Origin of the sequence: Devosia sp. UYZn731 (assembly GCF_040546795.1) — a bacterium.
Taxonomy (GTDB): Bacteria; Pseudomonadota; Alphaproteobacteria; order Rhizobiales; family Devosiaceae; genus Devosia.
Window position 1 is genome coordinate 153,361 of record NZ_JBEPOL010000005.1, and the last position, 25,980, is coordinate 179,340.

Sequence of the window (25,980 nt, forward strand, 5' to 3'; positions counted from 1 at the left end):
AAGGAGACTGCAATGACCAGGATTACCTACGATATCGTCGAACACGATGGTGGCTTCGCCTATAAGGTGGGCGACGTGTTCTCCGAAACGTTCCGCACCCACAAGGACGCACACGAGGCTGCAGCCAACGCGGCGCAGCGCCAGCAGGTCTCGGGCACCTCAACCGGCATCGAATACGAAACCCGCGACGGCGTCTGGCACCAGGAAGTCGCCGAGGGCGAAGACCGCCCCGAGGCCGTAGTGGAAGATAATCTGAAAGACTAGACCGACCGCCACACTGCAACCGACAGAGCAGCCAAGGCTGCGCTGTCGGGCACGCTGGCTGCTCCGGTGAAGGCATCCTGCCACTGGGTCTGCGCCCGTGTCCCGGTCAGGCGCAGATCGGTCGCTGGCGCAATCCACGGATGCAAGGCCACCGCCACCAGCATCGATCGTCCATCATGGTGCCGCGCAAACGCCACCACGTGGTCGCCCGCCGCAATGGGCTCATACGAACCCCTGGCAAACAACTCCGGGTCATCGGCTCGCAGGCGCAGCAGTCGCTCGATCACCTGCAGCTTGAGCGAGCCATCGCGCCAATTGGCGATATCGAGCGGCGCATCGGCGTTGTCGAGCAATTGCCAGCGCGCGACGAAATCGACCGGGCGGCGATTGTCGGGATCGACCATGCTCTGCTCCCACAGTTCAGCCCCCTGATAGATGTCGGGCACGCCGGGCACCGTGAGCTTGAGCACGGTCTGCGCCAGCCCGATCCTGGCGCCTTGCTCGCCGATACTCGCGGCGAAGCGCCTGAAGGCGTTCAGAAATGCGTTGTCCAGCCCATCGGCCAATGCCGCATCAATCAGCCCAGCCAGCGCCGCTTCGTAGCTCTCGTTCGGCTTGGTCCAGCTGGAATTGACCCGCGCTTCACGAACCGATTTTTGCATCGCCGCCCGAAGTCGCTGGCCGAACTGGTCCAGGGCCGCCGGTGGCAAAGCGCCGGTTTCCGGAAAATCTGCAGGCCAGGCACCAAGCAGCATCTGGAAGAAATACCACAGCTCATTGCGCTCGATGCCCTCTGTCGCTTGGCCAATCAAGGCCGTCCATTCATCGACGGCGGTTTTCCATTCACCGGCGCGACCCGACAACGTCAAAATGCGGGCACGGGTGTCCTCCCCGCGCTTGGTATCGTGGCTGGACGTGGTCAGCATGGCACTAGGAAATTGCGCCAGCCGCGCCGCGTTGAAATCGTGAAACGCCGCGATGCCGATATTGAACCGGTCCGGCCGCTCGCCGACATCGTTGAGCGCAATCAATCGGTTACCGCGATAAAGCGCCGTATCCTCCAATCCCTTGGCCATCACCGGCCCGGTATATTGCTGGAGGCGGAGGACAAATTCCAAACTGGCCGCATCAGCCGGCTTGGCGATTACGTCGCCGAGGAAGTCGAACACGGCCGGGTCCAGCGTCGGCGCTGCCCGCCGCGCTTCAGCTAGCGCCACGCCGGCATTGCGACGGTCAGTTTCGCTGCTGCCGTCCCCATCCACGTAGGTGCGGTAGACGAACATGTTCGCCACCAATGCCCTGATCGCATTGCGCAACCCATTGCGGGTGAGGTCGCTTGTGGCGTTTTTGCCCACCGCAATTGCACGCGCCAGCGTTGCCAACCGGTCGAGCTCGGCGCCCATTTCGGTGTCGATGATGATCAACTTGGCTTCAGTTTCGATCTCGACAAATGCGCGCCGCTCGCCGGTGAAATCCTCGTAGGCCTGAGTCAACCCGGCCTCAGCGGCCGGATCGCTGCCCAGTGCGGTCAGATGAGTAGAAAACTCATAGCCCGTGGTTCCATCCACGCCCCAATCGCCCCGCAACTGCCCATGGGCAGCCAGGATTTTCTCGACCACCAGATAGATCGGTCGCGGCGATTTCTCGCGCAGCTTCACCGCATAGGCCTTGGGATCACGCAGCCCATCGATGTGATCGATGCGCAGCCCATCGACCAGCCCCTCCTCGATCAACTGGAAGATCAACCCATGGGCATGATCGAACACTTCGGGCTCTTCGATGCGAATGCCCGCCAGTTCGTTGACGATGAAGAAGCGCCGATAATTGATGTCGTCGGGTGCCACCGAATAGCGGGCCACTCGCCAGTTTTGCTGTTTGACGAGGCGATCGAGGCGGTTCCTGTCCGCATTGATGGCCTCCACTTCCCTGGACGCCGGATAGGTCTTCGGGTCGAGCGGCAGCAAGTTGGCGTCATCGGCCCAAATGGCGAAACTATTGGTTTCAGCCGAGAATTTCAGCACCAGGCGGCCCTCCGCCAGTGCCTCGCCATAAGAGCAGCCGAGCACCGGCACGAGGACTTTTCCGGTCAGGCTGGCGTCGGATGGGGCCCAGTCGATATCGAACCAATGGGCATAGCGGCTGGCCTTGCCGAGTTTGAGCACATCGAGCCAATAGACATTTTCGGTGCCGCCGATGCCCATATGGTTGGGCACGAAATCGAGGATAATCCCCATTTCGCGCTCACGCGCCGCAGCAGCGAGACGGCGAAAATCGTCGAGGGTCCCAAATTCTGGGTTAATTTCGCGATGCTCGACCGTGTCATAGCCATGCGCGCTGCCGGCACGCGCGCGCAGGATCGGCGACAGGTAGAGATGGCTGATGCCGAGCCGCGATAGATAGGGCACCAGCGCCAGCGCCTGGGCGAAGCCGAAATCCTTGTTCAACTGCAGCCGATAGGTGGCGCGCGGAACGGCGGCTGGCATGGTCATGGATGCACTTTCGCAAGCGGACTGGTTGCAGCCGCAACGGCCCGCAGACTGTAAGGTTGCGGACGGGCGGTGTCGGCGGTCCCACCAGGGCATTTCTGCGATTGCGCGGCGTCGCCGCCAAGGCCACTATCGCCCGCAAAGAGGCAACGGAGCGCGACCCTATATGAAAGTCATAGTCCTTGGCGGCGGCGTTATCGGGGTCACGTCGGCCTATTATCTGGCCAAGGCCGGGCACGAGGTTGAAGTCATCGAACGCCAGCCCGGGGTCGCCCTGGAAACCAGCTTCGCCAATGCGGGGGAAGTCTCGCCAGGCTACGCGTCGCCCTGGGCCGCGCCGGGCATTCCGCGCAAAGCCATCAAGTGGCTGCTGATGAAGCATCCGCCGCTAATCGTCAAAGCGGTCGCCGATCCCTACATGGTGCGCTGGATGTTCCAGGTGCTGACCAATTGTACCGCCGGGCGCTACGCGACCAACAAGGCGCGCATGGTGCGGGTCGCCGAGTATTCGCGCGACGTGCTCAAGGCGCTGCGCGCGGACACGGGCATCACCTATGACGAGCGCATGGCCGGCACGCTGCAATTGTTCCGCACCCAGCATCAGGTTGACGATGCGCACAAGGACATCGAGGTGCTGGCGCAATATGGGGTGGCCTATGAGGTGCTCGACAAGGCCGGCTGCATCGGCGCCGAGCCGGGGCTGGGCGCATCTGACGCGCCGATCGCCGGCGGCCTGCGCCTGCCCGGCGACGAGACCGGCGATTGCCATATCTTCACCACCAAGCTGGCCGCGATGGCGGTCGAACTGGGCGTGGTGTTCCGCTATGGCGTGACCATCAACGGGCTGGACGTGCAAAGCGGAAAAGTCGCGGGCGTACAGACCAGCGCGGGCCGCATTACCGGCGATCGTTACATCATGGCCATGGGCAGCTTTTCGCCCAGGCTGGGCCGTACAATCGGCATCGACCTGCCGATCTACCCGGTCAAGGGCTATTCGATTACCGCGCCAATCATCAAGGAAGCCACCGCACCCGTCTCGACGGTGCTGGACGAGAGCTACAAGATCGCCGTCACCCGGCTGGGCGACCGCATCCGCGTCGGCGGCATGGCGGAACTTTCAGGCTATAATTCCGACCTGTCGCCCCATCGCAAGGAAACCCTGGCCTTCGTCGTCAACCAGCTATTCCCCGGCGCCGGGGATACAGTGAAGGCCACATTCTGGACGGGGATGCGGCCGATGACGCCCGACAGCACGCCGATCGTCGGCATCAGCAAACTGGACAACCTCTACATCAACAGTGGCCATGGCACGCTGGGCTGGACCATGGCCTGCGGTTCGGCACGGGTGATGACCGACATGATCTCCGGCACCAAGCCGGATATCGATATCAGTGATCTGGGACCAGGCCGGTATTGATCGAGGCCAGCGCCAGCAGGAGCAATCCCCGACCCGGCATTCATGGCCTAGGCGAACAGCGTGCCGTTTGTCGCGCGTCACCGTGACCCGCGTCACCTTGCCGGTGGTGTCGGGTTGAACTGTGGTCTAGCTTGAGCAAGTCGAATTTGCTTGGGCAAGCAACTGGAGGGACGCCATGTTTTTGGGCCTTGATGCTGAAACCCTGGCGCGTATCCAGTTCGCTTTCACCATCTCCTTCCACTTCATCTTCCCCTCGTTTTCGATCGGGCTGGCGAGTTTTCTGGCCATGCTGGAAGCGCTGTGGCTGATCAAGAAGGACGACGCGTACCTGCGCCTGTTCGACTATTGGAAAACCATCTTCGCCATCGTCTTCGGCATGGGCGTGGTGACCGGCATCGTCATGAGCTACCAGTTCGGCACCAATTGGTCGGTGTTTTCGGACCGGGCCGGGCCGGTTGTCGGCCCACTGATGGGCTATGAGGTGCTCACAGCATTCTTCCTCGAAGCCGGGTTCCTCGGTATCATGCTGTTCGGCCGCAAGCGCGTCGGTGTCGGCCTGCATTTCTTCGCTACCTGCATGGTGGCGATCGGCACACTGATCTCGGCAACCTGGATCATCGCGGTCAATAGCTGGATGCAGACGCCGCAAGGCTACGGCATCAATGAGGTCGGCCAGTTCATTCCGCTTGATTGGTGGGCGATCATCTTCAACCCGTCCTTCCCGTATCGCCTCGTGCACACGGTGCTGGCATCCTTCCTCACCACCGCCTTCGCGGTGGGCGCGGTCGGTGCCTGGCATCTGCTCAAGAACAAAAACAACCATCCGGCGCGCATCATCTTCTCGATGGCGATGTGGATGGCGGCGCTCGTCACCCCGATCCAGATTTTCGTCGGCGACCAGCATGGGCTCAATACGCTGGAGCACCAGCCGGCCAAGATCGCCGCCATGGAGGGCCATTACGAAGACCAGAAGGGCGCGCCGCTGATCCTGTTCGGCATTCCTGACGATGAGGCCGAGGAAACCAGGTTTGCCATCGAAATTCCCAAGCTGGGCTCGCTGCTGCTGACCCATAGCCTGGATGGCGAGCTCAAGGGCCTCAAGTCCTGGGCGAAGGAAGACCGGCCCAAGGCGCTGATCCCGTTCTTCACCTTCCGCATCATGGTGGGGCTGGGCGTGCTGATGCTGCTGGTCGGCGCATGGTCGATCCTGGCGCGCATTCGCGGCAAGCTTTACGACTGGAAATGGCTGCATCGCGCCGCCTGGGTGATGGGACCGTCGGGTTTCGTCGCCGTGCTCGCCGGCTGGTATACCACCGAAGTGGGGCGGCAACCCTTCACCATCTATGGGCTGATGCGCACGTCCGAGAGCCTGTCGCCGGTTTCGGCGCCGGCCGTCGGCACCTCGTTGATCGCCTTCATCGTGGTCTATTTCGTCGTCTTCGGTGCCGGCGTGCTCTACCTGCTGCAATTGATGCGGCGGCCGCTGCTGTCGGGCGACGAGGAGTTGGACAAGGGGCCGGTTCGAGCCGCCGGCATCAATCCCGGCCCGCATCAGGACGCACCGATGGGAGCCGAACATGGTCATTGATCTCCCCTTCATCTGGGCGGCGCTGATCGCCTTCGTGGTGCTGACCTATGTGATCCTGGATGGCTTTGATCTGGGCGTCGGCATCCTGTTCCCGCTCTTTCCCGCGCGGCATGACCGCGATGTCATGACCAATTCGGTCGCCCCGGTCTGGGATGGCAACGAGACCTGGCTGGTGCTGGGCGGCGGCGGGCTGATGGCGGTGTTCCCGCTGGCCTATGCCATCATCTTTCCCGCGCTTTACATGCCGATCATGCTGATGCTGCTGGGTCTGGTTTTCCGCGGCGTCGCCTTCGAATTCCGCTGGCGTTCCGGGCCCTGGATCCACCTGTGGGATTGGGGCTTTTCCATCGGCTCGATGGTGGCGGGCTTCACCCAGGGGATCGCGCTGGGCGCCTTGGTGCAAGGCATCAAGGTCGAGGGCCGCGCCTATGGCGGCGGGTGGTGGGACTGGCTGACCCCGTTCAGCGTCCTGACCGGCGTTGCCGTCGTCATCGGCTACGCGCTGCTGGGGGCCACCTGGCTCAATCTCAAGACCAGCGGCCAATTGCAGGCCCACGCCAGGCGGATTGCTCTCGTGACGACCGCGATCACCGTCGCTCTGATCGGCGTGGTCAGCATTTGGACGTCGACGCTCAACCCGGTCTATTTCGAGCGCTGGTTCGGCTTTCCGACCGCATTCTTCTCCTCGATCGTGCCGCTGCTGCTGGCGGTCTGCAGCTACGGGCTGTGGCATGGACTGACCCATGACAAGCATCTGCAACCGTTCCTGGCCGCGCTGGGCCTGTTCGTGCTGAGCTTTGCGGGCATCGGCATCAGCTTCTACCCCTTCATCATTCCGGGGGCGCTGACCTTCGAGGCCGCCGCAGCGCCCGACAGTTCGCTGCAATTCCTGCTGGTCGGCGCGGCCGTGCTGGTGCCGATCATCCTGATCTATACCGGCTACGCCTATTGGGTGTTCCGCGGCAAGATCGATCCGCAGGAGGGCTATCACTGATGGCCACGCAAGCACTCGGATCGCGGCTATTGTGGTTCGTCGCCCTCTGGGTCGGCGGCGTCGCGGCCGTCGGCGTCATCGGCCTCGTGATCAAGCTGATGCTGGGCCACTAGAACGGAACGCCGGTGACAGACACCGGCGCCCCGATGCGTCAGTTGATGCGTCGCGCCACGATGGTCACCGGCCGCGCATTGCCGGCCGTGGGCGTATAGGTGCAGCGCAGCGCGCCGATCGCCGGCAGGTCGGGAACGATGATCCGCGCCAGGATGCCGGCAAAGAGGCCCGTGCCGCGGCAGGAGAGACGATCCGCGCTCCAGGCAACGCCATTGCCGCAGGACGAGCGGCGCAGGTTAATGCTGACATCGCGGCCCTGGGCCGACCAGCTCAGGCGTCCATTGCAGCTGACACCGGCGCCGGTGACGGATAGGTGCCACGCTGCTCGAGGCAGAACTCCATGCGATAGGGGCCGTAGAGCCGCTCCGTGACGCGGTAGCAGCCCGATAACAGCGCACCGCCCGGAACATCGGGCACGATCACCCTAGTGTTGGCATCCTGGGCCGTGACCGGCGGCGCGAGGCCACCCAGCGTCAGGCCGAGGGCAATCAAGGCGAGTTGGAGAAGCTTTATCAGACGCATGGCATACCTCCCTGTGCATGACGCCGGGCGACCGCCGCCCGTTCCGTCAGGCCGCTGAACAGTTTAGCAGCGCCACGACCTGTTGTCGCCGCCCGGCTAGACCGCCGGAGGCTCCGGGTCGGGCGGCGGCAGTGGATCGGACGTGTAGCGGACATCGGCGATGCGGACGCCCAGATAGAGGATGCCCGCAACCACCGCCGCGCCGGCCAGCACGACGATGAGCGATACCCACGGCCGATAGAACAGCCAGACCAGCGCTATGGTCAGCGTGCCGAGGCCAAGTCCGAGCGCCGCCGCGAAAATGGCCGTGCCGAACCGCACCATGGCGCCAAACCCCGAACTCAGATTGGCAATGGCCGCCAGCGGCCCGCCGACCAGCATGAAGCCGGCAATCATCCCGATCAGCGCCAGCGGGCGGATGGTCCAGACGAGGATATCGGGCTTGGCCAGCACCGGCGCGGTCCCCAGCTCCAGCGCCCGTTCGGCCTGCAGGACGCCGATTTCGGTCCAGGACAGCAACGCCACCATGCCGACGATCAGCGCGACGCCGACAACGACGCCGACGAATGAGCGCAAAACGCCCAGGAGCCAGGAGTCGATCTTGGAGGACACGCGGCGGCTCACGACAGTGCTCCCGGTTGATGCGATCAGCGCCGCAATGCGCGTTTCAATTCGGCGACGATTTCGGCGCTGGTTTCCTTGCCGGCCGGGTTGGTAAAGCCGAGCCGGACGGCCGCAGCGTCGGCCGGGCGAGCGGGCGCGGAGCAGGATGCATGCACCTGCGTCAGCGGCAGGCGATCCAGCAGCGTGCCGACATTACCCGGACGCACACCCGAACCAGCCAGAATGCCGATCCGGCCAGCGGCGCGCTCGATCATGGCTGCAATGGTATCCATGCCCTCGACCGCATGACGCGCGCCACCCGAGGTCAAGACGCGCTCGAAACCAAGATCGGCGGCAAGGTCTACCGCCAGATCGAAATCAGGCACCAAGTCGATGGCGCGATGCAGGGTCGTCCCAAGACCCGCAGCATGCGTCGTCAGCCGGCGCAGGGTCTGCTCGTCCAGCGCGCCGCCCGACAGGCTGGCCCCCAGCACCACGCCGGCGAGACCCGCTTCGCGGATAATGTCGATCTCGGCGAGCATGATCTCGACATCGGCGCCGCCGAAGATGAAATCGCCGGGCCGTGGCCGCACCATGGCGTAGACGGGGATCGAGGCCTTTGCCGCCTGACGGATCAGGCCCGGCGATGGCGTCAGGCCACCCAGCTCCAACGCGGAACATAGTTCGATCCGGTCCGCCCCACCCGCAATGGCCGCCGCGAGGCCTTCGGCGTTATCGACGCAAATTTCCAGCAGGATGTCAGTCATGATGTGCCCCCAGGCCCAGAATGGCCGCGCCGATCAGGCCGGGTTCGACCTTGCATTGTCCCACCACCACCAGCGGCTCATCGGTGCGGCGCAGGATGCGCTGGCGCACGGTCCGGTCCAGCAGCGCGATCAGGGCCGGCGCATTGGCGAGCCCACCGCCGACCGGCACGATGGACGCACCAACGACATTGATCACCAGCGCCAGTGGCGAAGCGACGAGATCGACCCACACGTCGACAGTGCGCGCCGCCGCCACGTCACCGGCCTGCCAGGCCGCAATAATGTCCGTGCTGGTCGCCGCTATGGCGTGGATATGCTGATGCAGCCGCTCGATGCCGCGCGCCGCCCCGATGGTGTCGACGCACCCGACCTGACCGCAGCCACAGGGGAACCGTGGAACCGCAAGGGGCGGATTGCCGGCACTGGTTGCCGTCGCCGGCCCATGCCCCCATTCGCCCGCAAATCCGCCGGCGCCATTGACGATCTTGCCGTCCACCACCAATCCACCGCCGACGCCGGTGCCGAGGATGACGCCAAAGACAATGGCGTGACCGCGCCCTGCCCCCGCACCCGCTTCGGCCAGCGCAAAACAGTCGGCATCATTGGCGACCAGCACCGGCTTGCCCAACTGCGCCGATAGGTCGGCGGCCAGCGCGCGTCCGTCGATGCAGGGAATATTGGCGACCTTGATGCGCCCGTCGCGCGGATCGACGACGCCGGTAATCGAGATCGACACCGCCCTGGCGTCCGGCGCCTGCGCGACCACGGCAGCGATGGCGGCGTCGAAGGCGGCGCGATCATCGAGGGGCGTGACGATGCGCTCGAGCGGCGTGATGGCGTCTGGGCTGGTGGCGATGGCGCCCTTGATGGCCGAGCCGCCAATATCGATGCAGATGATCATGCTGACCTGTAGTTTGCGAGGATAGTGCTGGCGAAACAAGCGTCTAGACGATTGCCGATTCGAACAGACATGATAGTGGAAGGATTGTCGCCGGTGTTTGGGGAAATCCGCTGGTGAAAACGGAAAACAGGGACGCATCGCCTATGGCCGAAGACAACGGACGCCCGGCCGCCCCGACCATTTCCGATGTCGCCCAACTGGCCGGCGTGTCCCGCGCCGTCGCGTCTCGCGCGCTCTCGACCGAGAAGCGCCCGGTTTCGGCCGACAAGCGCGAGCGCGTCATCAAGGCCGCCGAGGAACTGGGCTACAAGCCTAACCTGCTCGCCCAGAGCCTCACCAAAAAGACCGTCAACCTCGTCGCCGTGGTGGTCAACCATATCCACGACCTGTCCGATCTCGACCTGTTCGACCTGTTGCTCGATGCAATTCAATCGACTGGAAAACAGGTGATCTTGATCCGCGTCGGCTCGGTCGGCCGCGTCGAGGAATTTTTGCGCAATGGCGTCGCCTATCACGTCGATGCGGCTCTGGTGTTTTCCGATTTCGCCGACGCCCCCACGGTGCGACGCATGTTCCGCTCCGACCATGTGGTGATGCTGAACGGGCGCCACGATGCCTTGTCGCCAGCGGTGATCGCAGACCATGCGAGTGGCATCGGCCAGGCCGTCGCCGACGCTGCCGCCAAGGGCGTGCACACGGCCGTTCTGGTCACGGGCCGCAATTCCTCGCTGGTGGAACTGGCGCGGACGCAGGCCTACAAGGATGCCCTGACGCAAAGCGGGATCGAGCTGGTCCGCGAAATACAGGGCGACTACTCCTATGCGAGCGGTCTTGCCGCTGCGGCTGAAATCAAGCGCCACGAAGTGCCCGATGCGGTGTTCTGCTCCTCGGACGCCATGGCGATGGGCGTGTTAGACGCCTGCCGGGATGACTTTGTGCTGAACAGACCTCAGCGGTTCCGGCTCTATGGGTTCGACAATCTGTCGCTGACCGATTTCGGGGCCTATCCGATCGCCTCGATCGGCTATGACAAGGCGGTCTATGTCGAGCAGGTGGTGCGGTTCGTGATCGATCCGCAGCGGTTCCAGCCGGGCGACAAACCAGTGCTGGTGCCAACAACGTTCGTCCCGCGCGCTACAGCGGAGTAGGGTCGCGGAGCGGGTTCCCCTCCCCCTTGAGGGGAGGGGTTAGGAGTGGGGGGAGGCTTCAGCTGGAGTGGAGGCCGCTAAAGCTCCACTCGGAGGACAGTTCCCCCCACCCTAGCCCTCCCCTTAAGGGGAGGGGACCAGATCGTGTGTGTGACTTGCCTGGAGCTTACCAGAGTGGCGTCAAAGCCGGCGGGTTGGCCTTTTCGCCCCACCACTTCTTGTAGTTGGCGTCATAAGCGCCCGACTGGATGTAGTCGGAAACGAACATGTCGATCCAGCGCACGAATTCCGGATCGCCCTTGGCGACAGCGATGCCGATCGGGTCATTCGAATAGAGGCCCGGCAGGGTCACCAGGTTCTCATTGGTGGTTGCCAGGTAATCGAGCAAGGACGAATCCTCGATCGCAGCGTCGGCACGCTTCTGCTGCAGCAGCAGCACGCCATCGGGGGAGAAGTTGTCGGTGTAGACCAGTTCGGCGTCCGGCACGGCCTTCTTCAGGAAGGCTTCGCCCGTAGTGCCGCGACCGACCACGACCTTCTTGCCAGCCAGGCCTTCAAGCGTCGTGATGCCGGCGTCCTTCTGCACGATGATGCGCAGGCCAGCCCGGTTGTAGGGGATGGAGAAGTTGACCGACTTGGCGCGTTCCAGCGTCGCCGAGGTGTTGGCGACGACGATATCGAGCTGGCCGGCGACCAGCATGGAGACGCGGGCATCGCCCGAAACGTCGGTGAATTCCACCGGTACGCCGAGCTTTTCGGCCAGCATGGTGGCGACATCGACGTCATAGCCCACGGGGTTGTTCTGGGCATCGCGGAAGCCGATCGGCTCGCCGCCAAGCGACACGCCGATGCGGACCACGCCGCGGGACTTGATGTCGTCGATCATGCCGGCGGTTGCGGGGATAACCGAGCTGGCGACCAGCGCCAGCGCAGCCAGGGTAGTCAGAATACGCTTCATTGCAGTTCTCCCTTTAGATTGATGATTTCTCGGCCGTCCGGCGCTCCGGCTCGGCCATTTTCGGATTCCAGTACCAATAGAAGATGTCGTCCTGGCATCTGAAGTTCACGACCCTGTGGTTGCCGGCGGCGTCAATCGCGTGGATCACGACCCCTGCCAGAAAGCCCGTGGTCAATTCGGCAAGTTCCTCGACCGCCAGCTTGATGGCGTCGTCGAGCGAGCGCCCCAGCTTCATGGCCAGCACGATGGTGCGCGAGGTCGAGCAGCGCATGGTCATTTCGCCCGTATGGGTGCAGGCGGCCGCGCCATAGCGGCTATCGGCATAGAAGCCGGCGCCGGGAATGGGGCTGTCGCCGAGGCGGCCCGGATATTTCCAGCCCCAGCCCGAGGTCGAGGTAGCGACCGAAATGGTATCGCTCACGTCCGAGGACAGGAACACCGTGGTGTCTCGAACGCGCTCCGGATCGGTGATGGTGCGGCTCAGCGGCGCCAGCGGAATGTTCGGGAACGCGGCAAGCTCTTCAGCGGTGAGCTCTTTTTCCAGCTTTTCCCACCAGACGCGCTTGCTGTCTTCGTACAGCGTCTCGTCGATCTTGAAACCGATTTCAGTGGCAAAGCGGCGCGCGCCGTCGCCCGTCAGCATGACGTGGGGCAGGCGCTTCATCACCTCCAGCGCCAAAGCCGAGACCGGCAGCGTATCGGGAACCGCGCCGACCGAGCCGACTTCGCGCGTGGTGCCGTTCATGACGCCGGCGTCGAACTCCATCTTGCCCAACATGTTGGGCCAGCCGCCAAAGCCGACGGAGCGAACGCGGACATCGCGTTCGACATGCCCCATGCCGGCGACCATGGCCTCAAGGCCCGGCGCGCCATCCTTGAGCATGGCGATGGTGGTGTCAAAGCCCGGATAGGCTTCGACATTGGCGAGGAGCTGCATGGTCTAGTCTTTCCGCATCTTGGAGAGGAACTGCGCGATGCGCGGATTGGCGAGGCCGCCATCGGCGGCAAAGAACTGCTCGGTCGGCAGATCGACCACCAGCCGGCCTTTTTCGAGGAACACCACGCGCGAGGAGATGGTGCGGGCGAACTCGATCTCGTGGGTGACGAACACCATGGTGGTGCCTTCCTTGGCCAGCTTGGCCAGGATATCGAGCACGTCGGCGGTCATCTCGGGGTCGAGCGCCGAGGTGACTTCATCGAGCAGCAGGTAGCGCGGCTTCATCGCCAGAGCCCGGCAGATGCCGACGCGCTGGCGCTGGCCGCCCGAAAGCTGGCTGGGGAAAGCGTCGGCGCGGTCACCCAGGCCAACGGATGCGAGCAGCGCCCTGCCCTCGGCCTCGGCTTCCGCCTTGGGGCGCTTGAGCACTTCAACCGGCGCCAGCGTCACGTTCTGCAGCGCCGTCATATGCGGGTAGAGGTTGAACATCTGGAACACGGTGCCGCTGCGCTTGCGGGCCTCGGCCAGTTCCTTGGGCTTGCTCACGTCGAAATCGTCGACCGTGATGCTGCCGCCGTCGAGCCGTTCCAGCCCGTTGATGCAGCGGATCAGCGTCGACTTGCCCGAGCCTGACGAGCCGAGGATCGACACCACTTCACCCGGCGCGACGGTGAGATCGACGCTATCGAGGACGGTGACGCTGCCGAAAACCTTGCGGACCGATTGTGCCTTGATCATGGATCAGAGACCTTTCCAGGCGGTATGGGCCCGCAGGCGCCGTTCCAGAGTTGCGCCGGCATAGGCGATGATTTTGGCGGCCAGATAATACAGCACCCCGACCACGGCCCAGACGATGAATGGCTTGAGCGTGCGCAGGTTGAGGATATTGCCGATCTTGGTCAGGTCCATCACACCGATCACCGAGATCAAGGACGTGACCTGCAACTGATTGACCAGCAATCCCGTCAGCGGCCCGATGGCGAAGGCCATGGCCTGCGGCGCGATGATGTGGCGCAGCACCTGCCACTTGGTCAGCCCGAAGGCGCGGGCCGCCTCGATCTGGTCGCGACCGATGCTCTCGATAGACGAAACGGCGATCACATAGACGAAGGCTGCGGTATTGCCCGACAGCGTGATGACGGCAGCTTCGACCGGACCCAGATTGATATGGAAGAAGGCCGGGAAGCCAAAGAACACCAGGAACAGTTGCACCAGCACCGGCGAGTTCTTTAGCAGTTCGGCCACGAAGGTGATGACCTGCATCAGCACCGGCACGCGATAGAACCGCACCACGGCCCAGAGTGTGCCGATCAGCAGGCCGATCACCGTGGTGGCGAGGAACAATCCGACCGAGACGCCCAGCCCCTGCGCCAGCAGCACGATGTCGAATGGGGTAAATTCGGTATAGCGCATCAGCGAACCGCCTCCCCGAGATCGCGGTTGAGCCGACGATGCAGTGCCGCGATCAGCAACGACACCAGATAGGTCAGGCTGGCATAGGCGACGAGCAGCACGACATAGACCTCGAACGGCTTGAACGTGTCCGAAGCGACGATCTTGGCGGTGCCGGTCAGCTCGTTCAGCGTGATGGTCGACAGGATGGAGGAGGTCAAGATCAGGTTGATGAACACCGATCCCATCGGTCGCACCGAGGTACGCAGCGCGACGGGCAGCACGATCGTGGTGAAGGTCTTGCGCTTGGAGAGGCCGCTAACCTGCGCCGCTTCGATAATGCCCGGCTCAATGGCCAGAATGCCTGAGCGGATAACGTCGGAGGTGAATGCCCCACCGGCAATCGACAATGCCACCACCCCTGTAGTGAAGGCGTCGATATAGATGCCGATCTCGGGCAGGCCGTAATAGAAGAAGAACAGTTGCACGATGAAGGGCACATTGCGGAACAGGTCGGCATAGACCGACGCCGCCCGGCGCAGCAGCGTATTGGCCGAGGTGCGCGCCACCGCCATCAGCGCGCCAACGATCAGACTGCCGAGCAAAGCCAGCACGCAGACCTGCGCCGTCAATAGCGCGCCTTGCAGCATAAACGGCAGATATGGCACGAGCAGCGAGAGGTCTATCCGCATGCGCTTTCACACTATGAAATCGGTTTCACTTTTGCCGCCACGACACATTTTGTCAAGCCGCATAGGCAGAGTTTCCACATGCTCAATTGTTGGGCACGACGAGGCTGACAGCGGGCGCTAGAGCGCGTTGTCACGGACTTTGCGTGACAGGAAAGTCAGCACGAGGATGCGGATGTCGAACCATAGCGACCAGTGTTCGACGTAATACAGATCGTGCAGCGTGCGCCCTTCGATCTTTTCCTGCGTCGAGGTATCGCCCCGAAAGCCATTGACCTGCGCCCAGCCGGTAATGCCGGGCTTGATGCGCTGTCGCTGCGCATAGCGCTCGAACCGCAGCGCCAGTTCGGCATCGTGCGAAATGGCGTGCGGGCGCGGACCCACCAGGCTCATATTGCCGAGCAGCACGTTCATCAATTGCGGGAGTTCGTCGATGCTGGTGCGGCGTAGCACGGCGCCGATCGCCGTAATCCGCGGATCGTCCGGCACGGCCTGTGTCATGGAGCGACCGTCCTCCATCACGCTCATCGAGCGGAATTTGTAGATCTGGAAACTCTCACCGTTGAAGCCACGCCGCTCCTGCAAAAACAGCACTGGCCCACGGCTATCGAACTTGATCCATACCGCCACTATCAGGAACAGCGGCGACAGCAGCAGCAGGCCAAAACCCGCCCCCACAACGTCGAAAGCCCGCTTCAACAGCCGGCCGGTATCGCCGATCGGCTTGGCCAAGACGCGCCCGGGCTGCGTCGCGCCCACCGGCAGCAGGTCGACCAGCATCTGGCGTTCGTTGGTCTGAGACGGCGCCAGCATGACATTGAGCGCGTAGGAGCGGAACGGCGCGACCAGCGCATTGAATGTCCTGGCGTCGCCATGCGTGCCGACCAGCAGCACGGTATCGCAGCGGTATTCGACGCATTCGCGGGCGAACTCGACGGTCCGCGCTTGCGACACCCCGGTGTCGTCCAGCGTGAGCGAGCGCACCACTTGGGCACCCTGGCGCCACACTTCGACATTCTGGCGGAACTGCGCCAGATCGGCCGCGCGGCCGACCAGCGCGACGCGTTCGATCTGCAGCCGGCCGGCATGCATCAGCGTGGAGCTGATCCCCATAAATGCCAATCGCGCCGCCACCAGCCCCAGTCCGGCCGCCACCGGCATGGCCCATCCGCCGTCCAGCGCATAGCCGCCCGACAGCAGCATCGCGCCGACCAGCACGATAACGCCGACCATCCAGATCAAGACCGAGCGCAGCATCATCGGGCGCCGCGTGGCCAGCGATCGCAGGTACTGCGCCGAAGCCAGCGCGCAACTCACGCCGTAGGCGCCGCCGACCAGCACTGTCAGGGCGAAGCTTTGCGGGGATTCAGGACGCGCGCGGGCCGCGATCAGCACCAGCAATATTGCCAGCACGCCTTCGACGAAACCCACCGCATAGCCAAAATAGGTCCGGCTCGGAATCCGGTAGCGGCGCCGCTTCCGGGCCTCCACGGGCCAACGATGCAAACTGTCCTGGTTCATTGGCCTGCCGCATGTCGAACGCCCGCCGATCCACAATGGCCTCAGTGGTCCATGGCTGCACGTTTCACGCCAGCATTTAGCATTGATTCACCACGCTGCGGCGCGTTACTTCGCGGCGCGGTTAACGCTAAAATGCCGCCTATCGGGCGACGCGCCGACGATCGAACTCAATATTGGTGGTTACCCCATTGGTATCGACCTCGCCGCTCCATACAATGCGATCGGCGGGTTCCTTGTGGCCAAACCGGGTGGAGACCCACCCGCCCTCGGTAGGGCCGCCCCCGCGGATGATCTGGATCGCGTCGGTGGGCAGGACCAGCCTGAAAACAGGCTTTCCGCCCCGGCTCACCGCGACCGTATTGCCATCGATCTGGCCAAGCAGATCGGGCGCGAGCTGGAAGGTCAGCACGCAGTCCAGCGGCGAGGTTGCGCCCGACAGGCGATCCGAAATGGACATCCCCCGCTCCGTCACGGCAGTGGTGCGCTGGTGCCGGACGCCGAAGCGGCGTTGATAGCCATCATGGGAGGCCGTCACGCGCCAGGGACTGTCGGTGTTGCCATCCAGACGCGTCCGCGCCTTGTGCGACCAGTTGAAGGCCCCGGCAGCCAGGCTCTGGCTCGCATTGGAGACCGTCATGGTGTTGTGCGCCTGGCTGGAGCGGAACCAGTCGCGCCAGGCTCCCCCGCCCTGGTAGCGATAAGTGCCGGGATCGACCAGCACCGGCTTTCCGTCGATGGTGAGCCTGAGCGACAGGGCATCGGCATGGCCGTGCGCTGCGATCGACAGATAGCCGAGCGGGCCGTGATCGAGCACCGCGCCGACATGGCGGCCGGTGTGCTTGCCGCGCCACACGCTATATCCGCCAACCGGGAATGTGCGGACGCCGCTTGTCATCTGATCGAGCGCAGTGGGCGCCGCGAAGAGGCCATTGCGCAAGGTCGGGGGCGCCGCGGTTGGCGCGCTTTGACCCAGGAACCCGCGGATGGCGACGGCAACGGAGACCGGATAATCGGGTTCCGGCTGGCAGAGGCTGATCACGCGACCTTCGTCATCGTCGCCGATGGCCGGCACCGTTCCGTCGGGTCCGCTGATCCAGAAGATGAAATCGGCGAACAGACCCAGCCGCTCCACAACCTCGGCGGCGAATGGCGTTCCGGCATTCTGCGCCACCAGGGCACAGAGCAGTGCCATTTCGGCGGTGAATGCCGCATAGGTGGGCGTCTGCTCGGCGCCCACACCGTCGGGCAATATCTGCAGCATGACCTCGCGTTCGACATCGACCTGCACTTGCGTCGCGCCGGTTTTGTCATCCAGCGCTATGGCGATCAGATAGCGGGCGGCAAGTTCGGCCATCAGGTGGTTGTTGGCCGACGAGAAATCGGAGGGAAACCGGTGCAGCCAGAAGGCGCTGGCGCGCAGGATCGCGCCGATCCGCGTCAATGTGGTCTGCGACAGAAGCTCGCCGCAGAGCGACACGACGAGCAACAGGCTGATGGCCCGCAGGCCCACTTCGATGCCCGAGGCCCAGCCGATGCCGCGGAACGGCGGGTTGGCGGCGTACCAGCTTTCAATGGCATGCTCGATAACGCCGAGTTCTGCCGTCCCGCCGGTTAGCGCCACCTGTGCGGCCAGCGGCTGCAGAAATTGCAGCCGGTTGAACTCCCAGGCATATTTGATGTCGCCGACGCCTGCTGTCTGGCGATAGTTGATGTCAAAGCAATAGGCGCCCGCAGGCCAGGCGCTGCCGGTATCGGGCGACAATCGCCACAGCGTGGCGGGAAACAGGTCGGCGGGTATGCGCTGGGGCCATTCCAGACCGAGGGCGGCAAATCGGCCCTCCATGATCGATTGCGCGGCAGCCGTGGTGGCGGGATGCGAGGCCGGGGTAGCGAGGAACGTCGCCTTCAGACCCGATAGCGCCGTCGGCAACGGCTCATCCGAAAATCGCTGCCAACCCTCATGGCGTCCGCGCGATTCAATGCGCTTCCGGTTCTCCACCAGCCGGTGCAGAACTTCGCCAGGGCTCATATTGCGCAGTCGCGCCAGATACCAGCCCAGCTTCATCCGTGTCCGTCCGCATATACCATATCGCGCGAAAGCCCAGGGCGAGGCCGGCGCATGCTGCTAAAAATCACGAAGGCGCTCGACGAGCGCCATGCGGGCCAATGACCGCACCAGAAGGCGTGGAGCCCGATCGTGAAAAACCGCAGTTTTGCCATCGCCTTGATCAGTCTCCTGGCCCTGGGGTCCGCGCAGGCTGCGCCCCTGGTTTTGCATCGCGGCATTGGGGTCCACGATTGGCTCAACTGGGCACCGCTGGATGCTTCGGGAAACTACCGCCAGCCGCCCTATAACACCATGTCGGAATGGTTGAGCGGTTACCGACCGCTTGACGCCTGGCCCGCGCAAGACCAGTTCGAGCGCATGAAAGGCCTCGGTTTCGACTTCGTGCGCCTCTCAGTCGATCCGGGCCCTCTGCTGGCCAATGACGGCGCGCAGCGGCAGGCGGCGCTCGACGTGCTGGATAAAGCTGTGCGGCACGTCGTGGCGGCGGGCCTCAAAGTGGTGTTCAACCTGCATTTCAGCTCGCAGGTGGATGCCTATAGCCAGGAGGCCATCGAGCAGGGCGCGGACTCTGAACCCGTTGCCCGCTACAATGCCATGGTGGTTGATGTCGCCAAAATGCTGGCGGCGGTCGGCATCGAGAAAGTCGCCATCGAACCGTATAACGAGCCGCATTACTATCCCTGCGACGATACCGGCACCGACGACTGGCAGCGCATCCAGACCGCGCAGGTGCAGATGATCCGCGCCGTCAGTCCCGACATCACCATCGTGGCGACCGGCGCCTGCGGTGGCGACATCGCAGACCTGCTGAACCTGGACGCCACCGCGTTCGACGATCCCAACATCCTTTACAGCTTCCACATGTACGACCCCCACAGCTTCACCCATCAGCGCATAGACGATGGCGGCTGGGCCTCGGGACTGCCCTGGCCGGCCAGTTCACGCAGTCGCAAAGATGTCGAGGCCGACTTGACGGCACGAATGGACGCTGCCGGCGTCGGCTTTGTCGAACAGCAGGCCAACTGGCTGAAGATATCGGGCGATATCGATGATTATTACGCCCGCAACTGGGACAAGGCAGAAATGGCCAAGCTGTTCGCCCAGGGCGTCGATTGGGCCAAGAGCCAGGGTATCGCAGCCGATCGTCTCTTCATGGGCGAATTCGGCGTCATCGACATGAACGCCAAGGGCGATTCAGGCGCGCTTCCCGAGGACCGCAACCGCTATATCACCGACGCGCGCTCGCTGGCGGAAAGCTACGGCATGGCCTGGGCGTATTGGGAATATGCCAATCCTTATGGGATGACCTTCATCGTGCCGACGGGCCCTGCCGTGCCCGACGAAACGCTGCTGGCGCCGCTGGGATTGCCGCCCACTGCTCAATAGTCGGCAAGGTCCAGCTGCTGATCGATATAGGCGCGTTTGCCGCTGCCCGGGTTTTCCAGCCCCTCGACACGCTGCACCACGAAGTCGAGCTTGCCCTTGGCTTTGCGGGCGAGTTCGCTGCGGATGCGTTCGACTTTTTGGTCGCAGCCACCGGGCGTCGCCACATACTTGATGACGCAGAGACCCGGCACGCTCTGGAAAAACTGATACCCCTCGATATCCTCGAAGAATGCCGGATCTTCCGGTGTCAGGTCGATCGCCACGATGCGGTCGCCGTCGTGGCTGATCAGGAAATCGGGCTTGCGGCGGGGCATGATGCCGCTCACGCGCAGGCGCTGGCCATTCTGTGCGCTCGGAAGTTGCACCAGCTTGGCGCGATCCTGGCTGTCATAGCGGATGAAGGGCATGCCGGTGGAAACGAAGCCGGTGCCGATCAGGCGTCCTTCCTGCCCGATCCGGGTCACGGGGGCGCCGTCATCGCCGATGAGTTCGGCCACGCCATACAGCGGATCGAATTCATAGATGTCGGGCTGGCCGCTCAGCTCGGCGGCAAACAGCGTCTTTTCGCTGAGCCCATAAAATGGCGCGATTGGCGTGTCGCCGAAAATCTTGTCGAATAGCCGACGCTGGTGGCCATATAGCGGCTCCGAAATCGGCAGGATGCCCAGCAGCGGCAGCTTGGGCCGGCGGTCGAGCCGGTTGAGATGGCGCGCAAAGGTCTCGATGGCCGACGGATAGCCGTAGAGATAGCGGATGCGGCGCTGGTCGATCAGGTCGAGGTAAACGGCCGCATCGGCCCGCGTCATCGGAAACACGGCGAGGCGCAGTTCGCGCAGTGCCGGCGACCATTCGTGGCTCCTGCCGCTGGGCACTTGCGTGGCGAAACCGCGCATCACCACCTTGGCGTGGTCCGGCTCATACCCGGTGCGGCTCCAGACCTGGTGCACGAACGCGATCTCGCGGACGCTGCGGTCCTTGTCGAGATAAAAGCTGAACGGCGGCTCGCCATTGGAGCCGCTGGTACGGGCGACATCCATGCTGGATTTGGGAACCGCCAGCATGGCGTCGCCCGCCGCCGCCAGCGTCTGCTTGTCGATGATCGGCAATTTGCGGAAATCGGCGAGCGTCATGGTCGCCGCCTCGAAATCCGGGCCGAACGTGCGCGCGAACACGTCGGCGTAGAACGGACTGCCGGCCAGCGCCTTGGCCATCAACTGGCGCAGGGAACTAAGCTGGAAGCCCGCGGCAAAACGATCGTCGCTGGCGCCACGCGCAATGGTGGCGCGCCAGTCGCGATAGGTGCGGCCATAGATAAAACTGGTCGGCAGCAACCGCAAAAGCGGTGCCAGTGCTCGCCGCACGATAGCCGGGCTGCGAACATAGGCGCCTCGCGCCGCGTCCAGTTTAAACATTACCCCACCCTTAAAACGCGACCCACTCGCCCGCGAGCTGATATTCAAGCGGTCTCATGCCGCGTTTGAATTGAGTATAGCCATGGCCTTCATAGAGCCCGCCGATATCGAAGGTGGTGCAACCGCGCGCCTTCATCTCGGCCATGATGGCCCACATCAGGAAATTCCCCGCATTGGCATCGCGCCCTTCGGGCCCGAACCAGCCGGTATGGTATTCGGCAATGTCGCCGAAGCGAACCACCGACATGCCGGCAATCGGCTTGTCATCCAGCATAGCCTGAAAAACGATATAATCCTGCGGCGCGGTCGCCCTTAGGTTAATCAAAAAATTAGCGTCGACCGCCGTAAATCCTTTGTCGCGCATGTTTTCCACATGGCGGGCAATCATCCAGTCGACGGTCTGGATATCGCTGGCGACGCGCAGGGTCAGCGCGCTCTCAAGCGTCTTGCGCAGCCGGTTGCGGAAGGTCGAGGCGAAGCCCGCCTTGATGGCCTCGACGGGCTGCGTCAGGTCGATGCGACCCGACCACCACCCTTTGACGCCACGAAACACGAACCCGGCCTGGCGCAGCAGCGCGGCGTTCTCGTCGCTTTGGGTCAGGGCCGGCGCGATCGACAACGGACCCGAATACCAATGGCCCCAGCGCTGGCGAATGGCCCGATAGGCCGCCAGCACCCGCTCATTGGACGGATTGGTTTCCAGCATGACCGGGCCGCGATTGATGCGCGAAACCACGCGAATGCCGAGAACCCGCTTCTCCAGCACCTGGCAAAGCGCGATCGGAACATCGCCGATGGACAGGCAGACGCGGATCAGCTTCCAGTTCTGTGTCGCCTTGGCGGCGCCATAGGCGAAGGTCTGGGTTAAATGGGGCCGGTCGGCCAGGGCCAGCAACGCATCCCAGCGCGTGGCATCGTGAATTTGCGTGATGGTGACGTGGTCGGTATCGTCGCGGGCCGGAAAGACCGGCACGGCTCCCGCAGTCAGTTTGGCCGATGTCTCATGAATCATAGCGTAACCGCTTCGTTCCGACTGGTTCCACTGTAGTAGACCGCTGCGCCGGCCGACCCAATCTTTACCCTTCGTTAAGCTTAATGCACAGCGCGCTGTGCGGCACCCCGCCACGCATTTGTGATCGCGCCGAGATAGGGCTCCATATCGAGCCGCGTCCGATGCACTTCAAGGGCGGCCCGTCCAAGCCGGGCTCGCAGTTCGGGATCCGCCACCAGCCGCTGCAACGCCACCGTCAACGCATCGACATCGCCGGGCGGCACCAGCAGCCCATTGACCTCATCGGTGATGATGTCCTCGACCGCGCCCACCGGTGTCACCACGATTGCAAGTCCGGCCGCCATCGCCTCGATCACCGAGATCGGCAGGTTCTCATGGAACGAGGGCAGCACCATGATATCGGCATTGGCAATCAGTTCGGCGACTTGGTTGGGCCCGACCCAGCCGGGAATATCGACGCGTTCCGCCAGGCCCGCTTCGTTGGCCGCAACGCGCGCCGCCTCGACGTGGCCATCGCCCGCAATAGTGGCGCGCCAGCCCGGATCGCCCTGCATCCGCGACAGGGCCTCCCCGAGTTGGGGCACGCCCTTGCGGTCGCCGACGCGTCCCAGGAACAAGATATGCACCAGGTTGCCACCGCCACGATGGGCCAGCACCGGGCGCGGCGCCGCATTGGGGACGATGAGGACGCGCGGACCGATACCGGGAACCCGCGAAGTCACAAATTGCGCCCAGGTGTTGCCGAGCACGATGACCCGGCCGGCATGGGCGAACAGCCAGCCGATCGCGCGTTTGCGGCGGCTCGGCGCATCGGTCCAATATTCCTGATATTCGGCACCATGCAGATGCAGCACATAGGGCACGCCAATGGCGTGAGCGATCCAGGCGAGGATCAATTTGCGCCAGGTGCTGCCCTGGATGGCGAGGTTCAGGTGGAGCACATCGAGGCGGCCGGCCAGGCGAAGCGCCAGCATGCGGATGATGAAGACGCTCATGTGCCAGATCGAAAAGCCGATATGGCCGAGTCCGCGCGAGGCGCCGAACTGAATGCGAAGATCGGGCCGGCCCTGGCGTTCCGCCTCGGTGCGCAGCGACGCCATCATGCGGTCGATACCACCCTGCCCACCGCCGCCGCCCGGTGTCGCCACCAGAACGTCCAACATCCCGTCCGCTTTAGCCATTCGCCGGTCTCCGCTGCCGAGACATGTCCGGCCCTTACGGCCCGGCCACTATCGCGCCGCCAGGCCTTTTGCTGCAATGCAATGCCGATGTGTAGGTTAAGGGCGCGGGCCGCGCCGCTGCGTCCAATAGCTGGTCCACAGCATTTTGGCATAGGCGCGATTGGTGTCCCAGTAGCGCCGCCACAGCCGGCGCGGCTCCTGCAGCACGCGATAGAGCCATTCCATGCCGATCGTCTGCACCCAGGCCGGGGCGCGGCGCACCTTGCCGCCATAGACATCGAAACTGCCGCCCACGCCCATGATGAAATAGGGCGTCAGCACCAGGCGATACTTGTAGAGGAACCGCTCCTTGCGCGGGCTCGACATGGCGACGAACAGGCAATCGGCGCCCGAGGCATTGATGTCGAGCACGATCTTTTCTTCGTCGGTAAAATAGCCGTCATGCGCGCCGGCGATCTGCAGCGCCGGATAGTCGCGCTTCAACCGCTCCTGCACCGCCTCGAGCACCTGGCTCTCGGCGCCCAGCAGATAGGGCTTGAACCCGTTCTCGGCGCACAGCTTGAACAGGCGCTCCATGATCTCGACGCCCGCCACGCGCTCGGGCACCGCAATGCCCAGCAGCCGCGCGCCCCAAACCACGCCGGCGCCATCGATATTGATCAGGTCGGCTTCCGAAACGTCGCGCGCCAGCTCCGGATTGGAGTGCATGTTGACCAGCTTGGACACGTTGATAACCGTGTGGTGCAGGGGCTGGCGCGAGCGCATCGCCTCGTCCGCCAGTTCCAGCGTTTCGAGCATGGTCAGCGTATGCATGGGCGCATCGAGGAAGGTTGTGCGATGCTCGGCGATCACCGGGTGCTGCTGCCAGAATTGCGGCTCAGCCTCGGGCGCCTTTTTCTGCGGATAGGGGCGGTAGGCATAAAACGGCGGCCAGATGCGTCCCGCATCGGGTGCCTTGATCTTGGTATCAGTCATCTTCGTGTCGTCCGTTCGCCCCGACGCAGGCCTTGTGCGTAGAAATACGCCGAGTGGGACCGTCCGTCGCCAAGTCCCTTAAGGCATCCTTAACGGCTAAAATTGCAGTGTTTCCGTGGCGGGACCACGAGGGAGGATGAGCTATGTCTATCGCCATTAGCATCATCCTTCCCACGCAATTTTCGCGCCGCTGGCATGCGGAATTGATCGACCACCTGCGCCAGTCCGGCCACCGCATTCGTGTTTCGTCAAGCTTTAACGGAACAACCAGCGGGCTGGATCATATCCTGGTGTTCGAAAGCCTGCGCTTCGGCCCTGGACTTGCGTCGCGGGCGAAAATCCCGCTCGACGGCGAGCATGAAGCGCCCGATCTCATCATCAATCTGTCGGAGCGCGACAGCGCACAGAACATCCCAACGCTGAGCATCCTGTTCGATGGTTATCACACGCTGGATGCCACTGCACGTGGCGTGCTCACCGGTGGCCAACCTGTGGTTCAAGTGCTGCTCGATGGCCAGCCGATCGGCACGGCCCGCCCGATGGTGAGCGAGCGCATCTGGCTTACCCGCGCCCTCAACGACATTCTGATCCGCACGCTCGACCTGCTGGAGCGCTGCATCCGCGAGTTTGCCGGGGGCAGGACGACGCCACAGCCCCTCGTGGCGGCGAAGTCATCCACCGCACTGACCGCCGCCTATTGGCTGGGAATTGCGCCCAAGCTGGCGCACCGCCTGTTCCTGAAGCTGCGCTACAAGCCCTTCCACTGGCGGGTCGGCTATCGCTTTCACCCTGAGCCCCTCGCCGGGCTCGGCTTCGATAGCACTGCTACCGGCTACGCCACCCTGCCCGCCCCGCCGTGGGAGGAACTGCCCGAGGATGGATCGCGGTTCTACGCTGATCCCTTCCCCGTCGAGGTCAACGGCCGCTATTTGCTTTTCGTCGAGGACTTCCCCCACGCCACCCAAAAAGGCGTCATCGCCGTCGCCGAGGCCAATGACGATGGCACCTTCGGAACGCCCCGCGTGGTGCTGGAGGAGCCGTTCCACCTGTCCTATCCGCAAGTCTTCGCGCATGATGGCGACTTCTGGATGATCCCCGAAACCGCCGGCGGTCGCGACCTCTATCTCTATCGCGCCGAGCAGTTTCCCGACCGCTGGGTGCGCCACGCCGTGCTCATCGCCGATACCCCACTCTCCGACGCCACCCTGTTGCAGCATGATGGCCGGTTCTGGCTGTTCGCCGCTGATGGCGGCCGCGGCAGTTCCTCGGACGCCATGCTGGTGTTTCACGCCAAAACCCTCGCCGGCCCGTTCCTGCCTCACCTCGCCAACCCCATCCTGATCGATCAGGCCTCGGCGCGTCCGGCCGGCGCCTTCATCCTGGGCGGCCCATTCCCGGTCCTGCCGGTGCAGGACGGCACCAGTGGCTATGGCAGCGGCATGGGCCTCGTGGACATCACCGAACTCAATCTCAACCACGTACGCATTGGCCCCGTCCGTCCGCTCGATACCCCCGGCTGGCGCTGCGAGTTCAAACACACCACCAACCGGGCCGGCCGGCTTGAAGTGGTCGACGGGGTGGTACGCCAGCCGCGCTGAGATTTACCAAGAATCCAGAAGCCGCGCAGGCAGACCGTGGTTCGGGC

General features: G+C 63.8%; 23 protein-coding genes. 7 read left to right on the plus strand and 16 right to left on the minus strand.

The genetic code is table 11. The features are described 5' to 3' along the window. Window positions 1-12 precede the first annotated feature (12 nt). On the plus strand, window positions 13-264 hold the full coding sequence (locus ABIB57_RS13760) for a hypothetical protein (RefSeq protein ID WP_299729325.1): 252 nt from the start codon (window positions 13-15) through the stop codon (window positions 262-264). Here ABIB57_RS13760 and treY read toward each other — a convergent pair. After that, window positions 261-2,753 carry a malto-oligosyltrehalose synthase gene (gene treY, locus ABIB57_RS13765; RefSeq protein ID WP_354041556.1) on the minus strand — a complete coding sequence of 831 codons (2,493 nt, stop codon included), beginning with the start codon at window positions 2,751-2,753 and terminating at the stop codon, window positions 261-263. The two genes, ABIB57_RS13760 and treY, sit on opposite strands and share 4 nt — an antisense overlap. Window positions 2,754-2,916: 163 nt before the next feature. On the opposite strand from treY, the gene ABIB57_RS13770 reads away from it, so the two are divergent. The 3 genes from ABIB57_RS13770 to cydB all read left to right on the plus strand — a co-directional run bounded on the left by ABIB57_RS13770 (window position 2,917) and on the right by cydB (window position 6,749). Continuing rightward, window positions 2,917-4,167: a D-amino acid dehydrogenase gene (locus ABIB57_RS13770; protein ID WP_354041557.1), complete on the plus strand. Its 1,251-nt coding sequence runs from the start codon at window positions 2,917-2,919 to the stop codon at window positions 4,165-4,167. A gap of 175 nt (window positions 4,168-4,342) precedes the next feature. Further along, entirely contained in the window at window positions 4,343-5,755 is a 1,413-nt protein-coding gene (locus ABIB57_RS13775; protein ID WP_354041558.1) for a cytochrome ubiquinol oxidase subunit I, read from the plus strand. Then, the gene (gene cydB / locus ABIB57_RS13780; protein ID WP_354041559.1) at window positions 5,745-6,749 is read left to right on the plus strand and encodes a cytochrome d ubiquinol oxidase subunit II; all 1,005 of its coding nucleotides are present in this window, start codon (window positions 5,745-5,747) and stop codon (window positions 6,747-6,749) included. The genes ABIB57_RS13775 and cydB overlap by 11 nt, the downstream gene beginning before the upstream one ends. Before the next feature lie 384 nt (window positions 6,750-7,133). Here cydB and ABIB57_RS13785 read toward each other — a convergent pair whose 3' ends face one another. From ABIB57_RS13785 to ABIB57_RS13800, 4 genes are all read right to left on the minus strand, one after another. Further along, window positions 7,134-7,385: a hypothetical protein gene (locus tag ABIB57_RS13785; protein WP_354041560.1), complete on the minus strand. Its 252-nt coding sequence runs from the start codon at window positions 7,383-7,385 to the stop codon at window positions 7,134-7,136. A 96-nt stretch (window positions 7,386-7,481) separates the two neighbouring features. After that, window positions 7,482-8,009, minus strand: coding sequence for a TMEM43 family protein (locus tag ABIB57_RS13790; protein WP_354041561.1), 528 nt, complete (start codon window positions 8,007-8,009; stop codon window positions 7,482-7,484). 23 nt (window positions 8,010-8,032) lie between these two features. Further along, entirely contained in the window at window positions 8,033-8,755 is a 723-nt protein-coding gene (locus ABIB57_RS13795) for a copper homeostasis protein CutC (protein WP_354041562.1), read from the minus strand. Then, window positions 8,748-9,656, minus strand: a complete 909-nt coding sequence (locus ABIB57_RS13800) for an ROK family protein (RefSeq protein WP_354041563.1) — start codon at window positions 9,654-9,656, stop codon at window positions 8,748-8,750. Before ABIB57_RS13800 ends, ABIB57_RS13795 begins: the two co-directional genes overlap by 8 nt. A 143-nt stretch (window positions 9,657-9,799) precedes the next feature. Between ABIB57_RS13800 and ABIB57_RS13805 the strand changes: the two genes are divergently transcribed. Next, window positions 9,800-10,804 carry a LacI family DNA-binding transcriptional regulator gene (locus ABIB57_RS13805; RefSeq protein WP_354041564.1) on the plus strand — a complete coding sequence of 335 codons (1,005 nt, stop codon included), beginning with the start codon at window positions 9,800-9,802 and terminating at the stop codon, window positions 10,802-10,804. Between the two features lie 166 nt (window positions 10,805-10,970). On the opposite strand, the gene ABIB57_RS13810 is transcribed toward ABIB57_RS13805, so the two are convergent. The 7 genes from ABIB57_RS13810 to ABIB57_RS13840 all read right to left on the minus strand — a co-directional run bounded on the left by ABIB57_RS13810 (window position 10,971) and on the right by ABIB57_RS13840 (window position 18,366). Further along, entirely contained in the window at window positions 10,971-11,762 is a 792-nt protein-coding gene (locus ABIB57_RS13810) for a transporter substrate-binding domain-containing protein (protein WP_354041565.1), read from the minus strand. 13 nt (window positions 11,763-11,775) lie between these two features. Next, a complete protein-coding gene (locus ABIB57_RS13815) occupies window positions 11,776-12,699 on the minus strand; it encodes an isoaspartyl peptidase/L-asparaginase (protein WP_354041566.1) in 924 nt (307 codons plus the stop codon). 3 nt (window positions 12,700-12,702) lie between these two features. Beyond that, a complete protein-coding gene (locus ABIB57_RS13820; RefSeq protein WP_354041567.1) occupies window positions 12,703-13,437 on the minus strand; it encodes an amino acid ABC transporter ATP-binding protein in 735 nt (244 codons plus the stop codon). Window positions 13,438-13,440: 3 nt separating this feature from the next. Next, window positions 13,441-14,112 (minus strand): amino acid ABC transporter permease, encoded by a 672-nt coding sequence (locus ABIB57_RS13825; RefSeq protein ID WP_354041568.1) that lies wholly within the window; start codon window positions 14,110-14,112, stop codon window positions 13,441-13,443. Continuing rightward, window positions 14,112-14,783 carry an amino acid ABC transporter permease gene (locus ABIB57_RS13830; protein ID WP_354041569.1) on the minus strand — a complete coding sequence of 224 codons (672 nt, stop codon included), beginning with the start codon at window positions 14,781-14,783 and terminating at the stop codon, window positions 14,112-14,114. Before ABIB57_RS13830 ends, ABIB57_RS13825 begins: the two co-directional genes overlap by 1 nt. A 117-nt stretch (window positions 14,784-14,900) precedes the next feature. Then, complete coding sequence (locus tag ABIB57_RS13835) at window positions 14,901-16,301, minus strand: exopolysaccharide biosynthesis polyprenyl glycosylphosphotransferase (RefSeq protein WP_354041571.1); 1,401 nt, start codon at window positions 16,299-16,301, stop codon at window positions 14,901-14,903. A gap of 139 nt (window positions 16,302-16,440) precedes the next feature. Further along, window positions 16,441-18,366: a heparinase II/III family protein gene (locus tag ABIB57_RS13840; protein WP_354041572.1), complete on the minus strand. Its 1,926-nt coding sequence runs from the start codon at window positions 18,364-18,366 to the stop codon at window positions 16,441-16,443. A gap of 132 nt (window positions 18,367-18,498) precedes the next feature. On the opposite strand from ABIB57_RS13840, the gene ABIB57_RS13845 reads away from it, so the two are divergent. Further along, window positions 18,499-19,755, plus strand: a complete 1,257-nt coding sequence (locus ABIB57_RS13845) for a glycoside hydrolase family 5 protein (RefSeq protein ID WP_354041573.1) — start codon at window positions 18,499-18,501, stop codon at window positions 19,753-19,755. Here the strand turns inward: ABIB57_RS13845 and ABIB57_RS13850 are convergent. The 4 genes from ABIB57_RS13850 to ABIB57_RS13865 all read right to left on the minus strand — a co-directional run bounded on the left by ABIB57_RS13850 (window position 19,749) and on the right by ABIB57_RS13865 (window position 24,335). Then, complete coding sequence (locus tag ABIB57_RS13850; RefSeq protein ID WP_354041574.1) at window positions 19,749-21,167, minus strand: phenylacetate--CoA ligase family protein; 1,419 nt, start codon at window positions 21,165-21,167, stop codon at window positions 19,749-19,751. The two genes, ABIB57_RS13845 and ABIB57_RS13850, sit on opposite strands and share 7 nt — an antisense overlap. A gap of 10 nt (window positions 21,168-21,177) precedes the next feature. Further along, window positions 21,178-22,179, minus strand: a complete 1,002-nt coding sequence (locus ABIB57_RS13855) for a lipid II:glycine glycyltransferase FemX (RefSeq protein WP_354041575.1) — start codon at window positions 22,177-22,179, stop codon at window positions 21,178-21,180. A gap of 80 nt (window positions 22,180-22,259) precedes the next feature. After that, window positions 22,260-23,360 carry a glycosyltransferase family 4 protein gene (locus tag ABIB57_RS13860; protein WP_354041576.1) on the minus strand — a complete coding sequence of 367 codons (1,101 nt, stop codon included), beginning with the start codon at window positions 23,358-23,360 and terminating at the stop codon, window positions 22,260-22,262. A 96-nt stretch (window positions 23,361-23,456) separates the two neighbouring features. After that, window positions 23,457-24,335 carry a WecB/TagA/CpsF family glycosyltransferase gene (locus ABIB57_RS13865; protein WP_354041577.1) on the minus strand — a complete coding sequence of 293 codons (879 nt, stop codon included), beginning with the start codon at window positions 24,333-24,335 and terminating at the stop codon, window positions 23,457-23,459. Window positions 24,336-24,478: 143 nt separating this feature from the next. On the opposite strand from ABIB57_RS13865, the gene ABIB57_RS13870 reads away from it, so the two are divergent. Continuing rightward, entirely contained in the window at window positions 24,479-25,933 is a 1,455-nt protein-coding gene (locus tag ABIB57_RS13870) for a glucosamine inositolphosphorylceramide transferase family protein (RefSeq protein ID WP_354041578.1), read from the plus strand. Window positions 25,934-25,980: the final 47 nt, after the last annotated feature.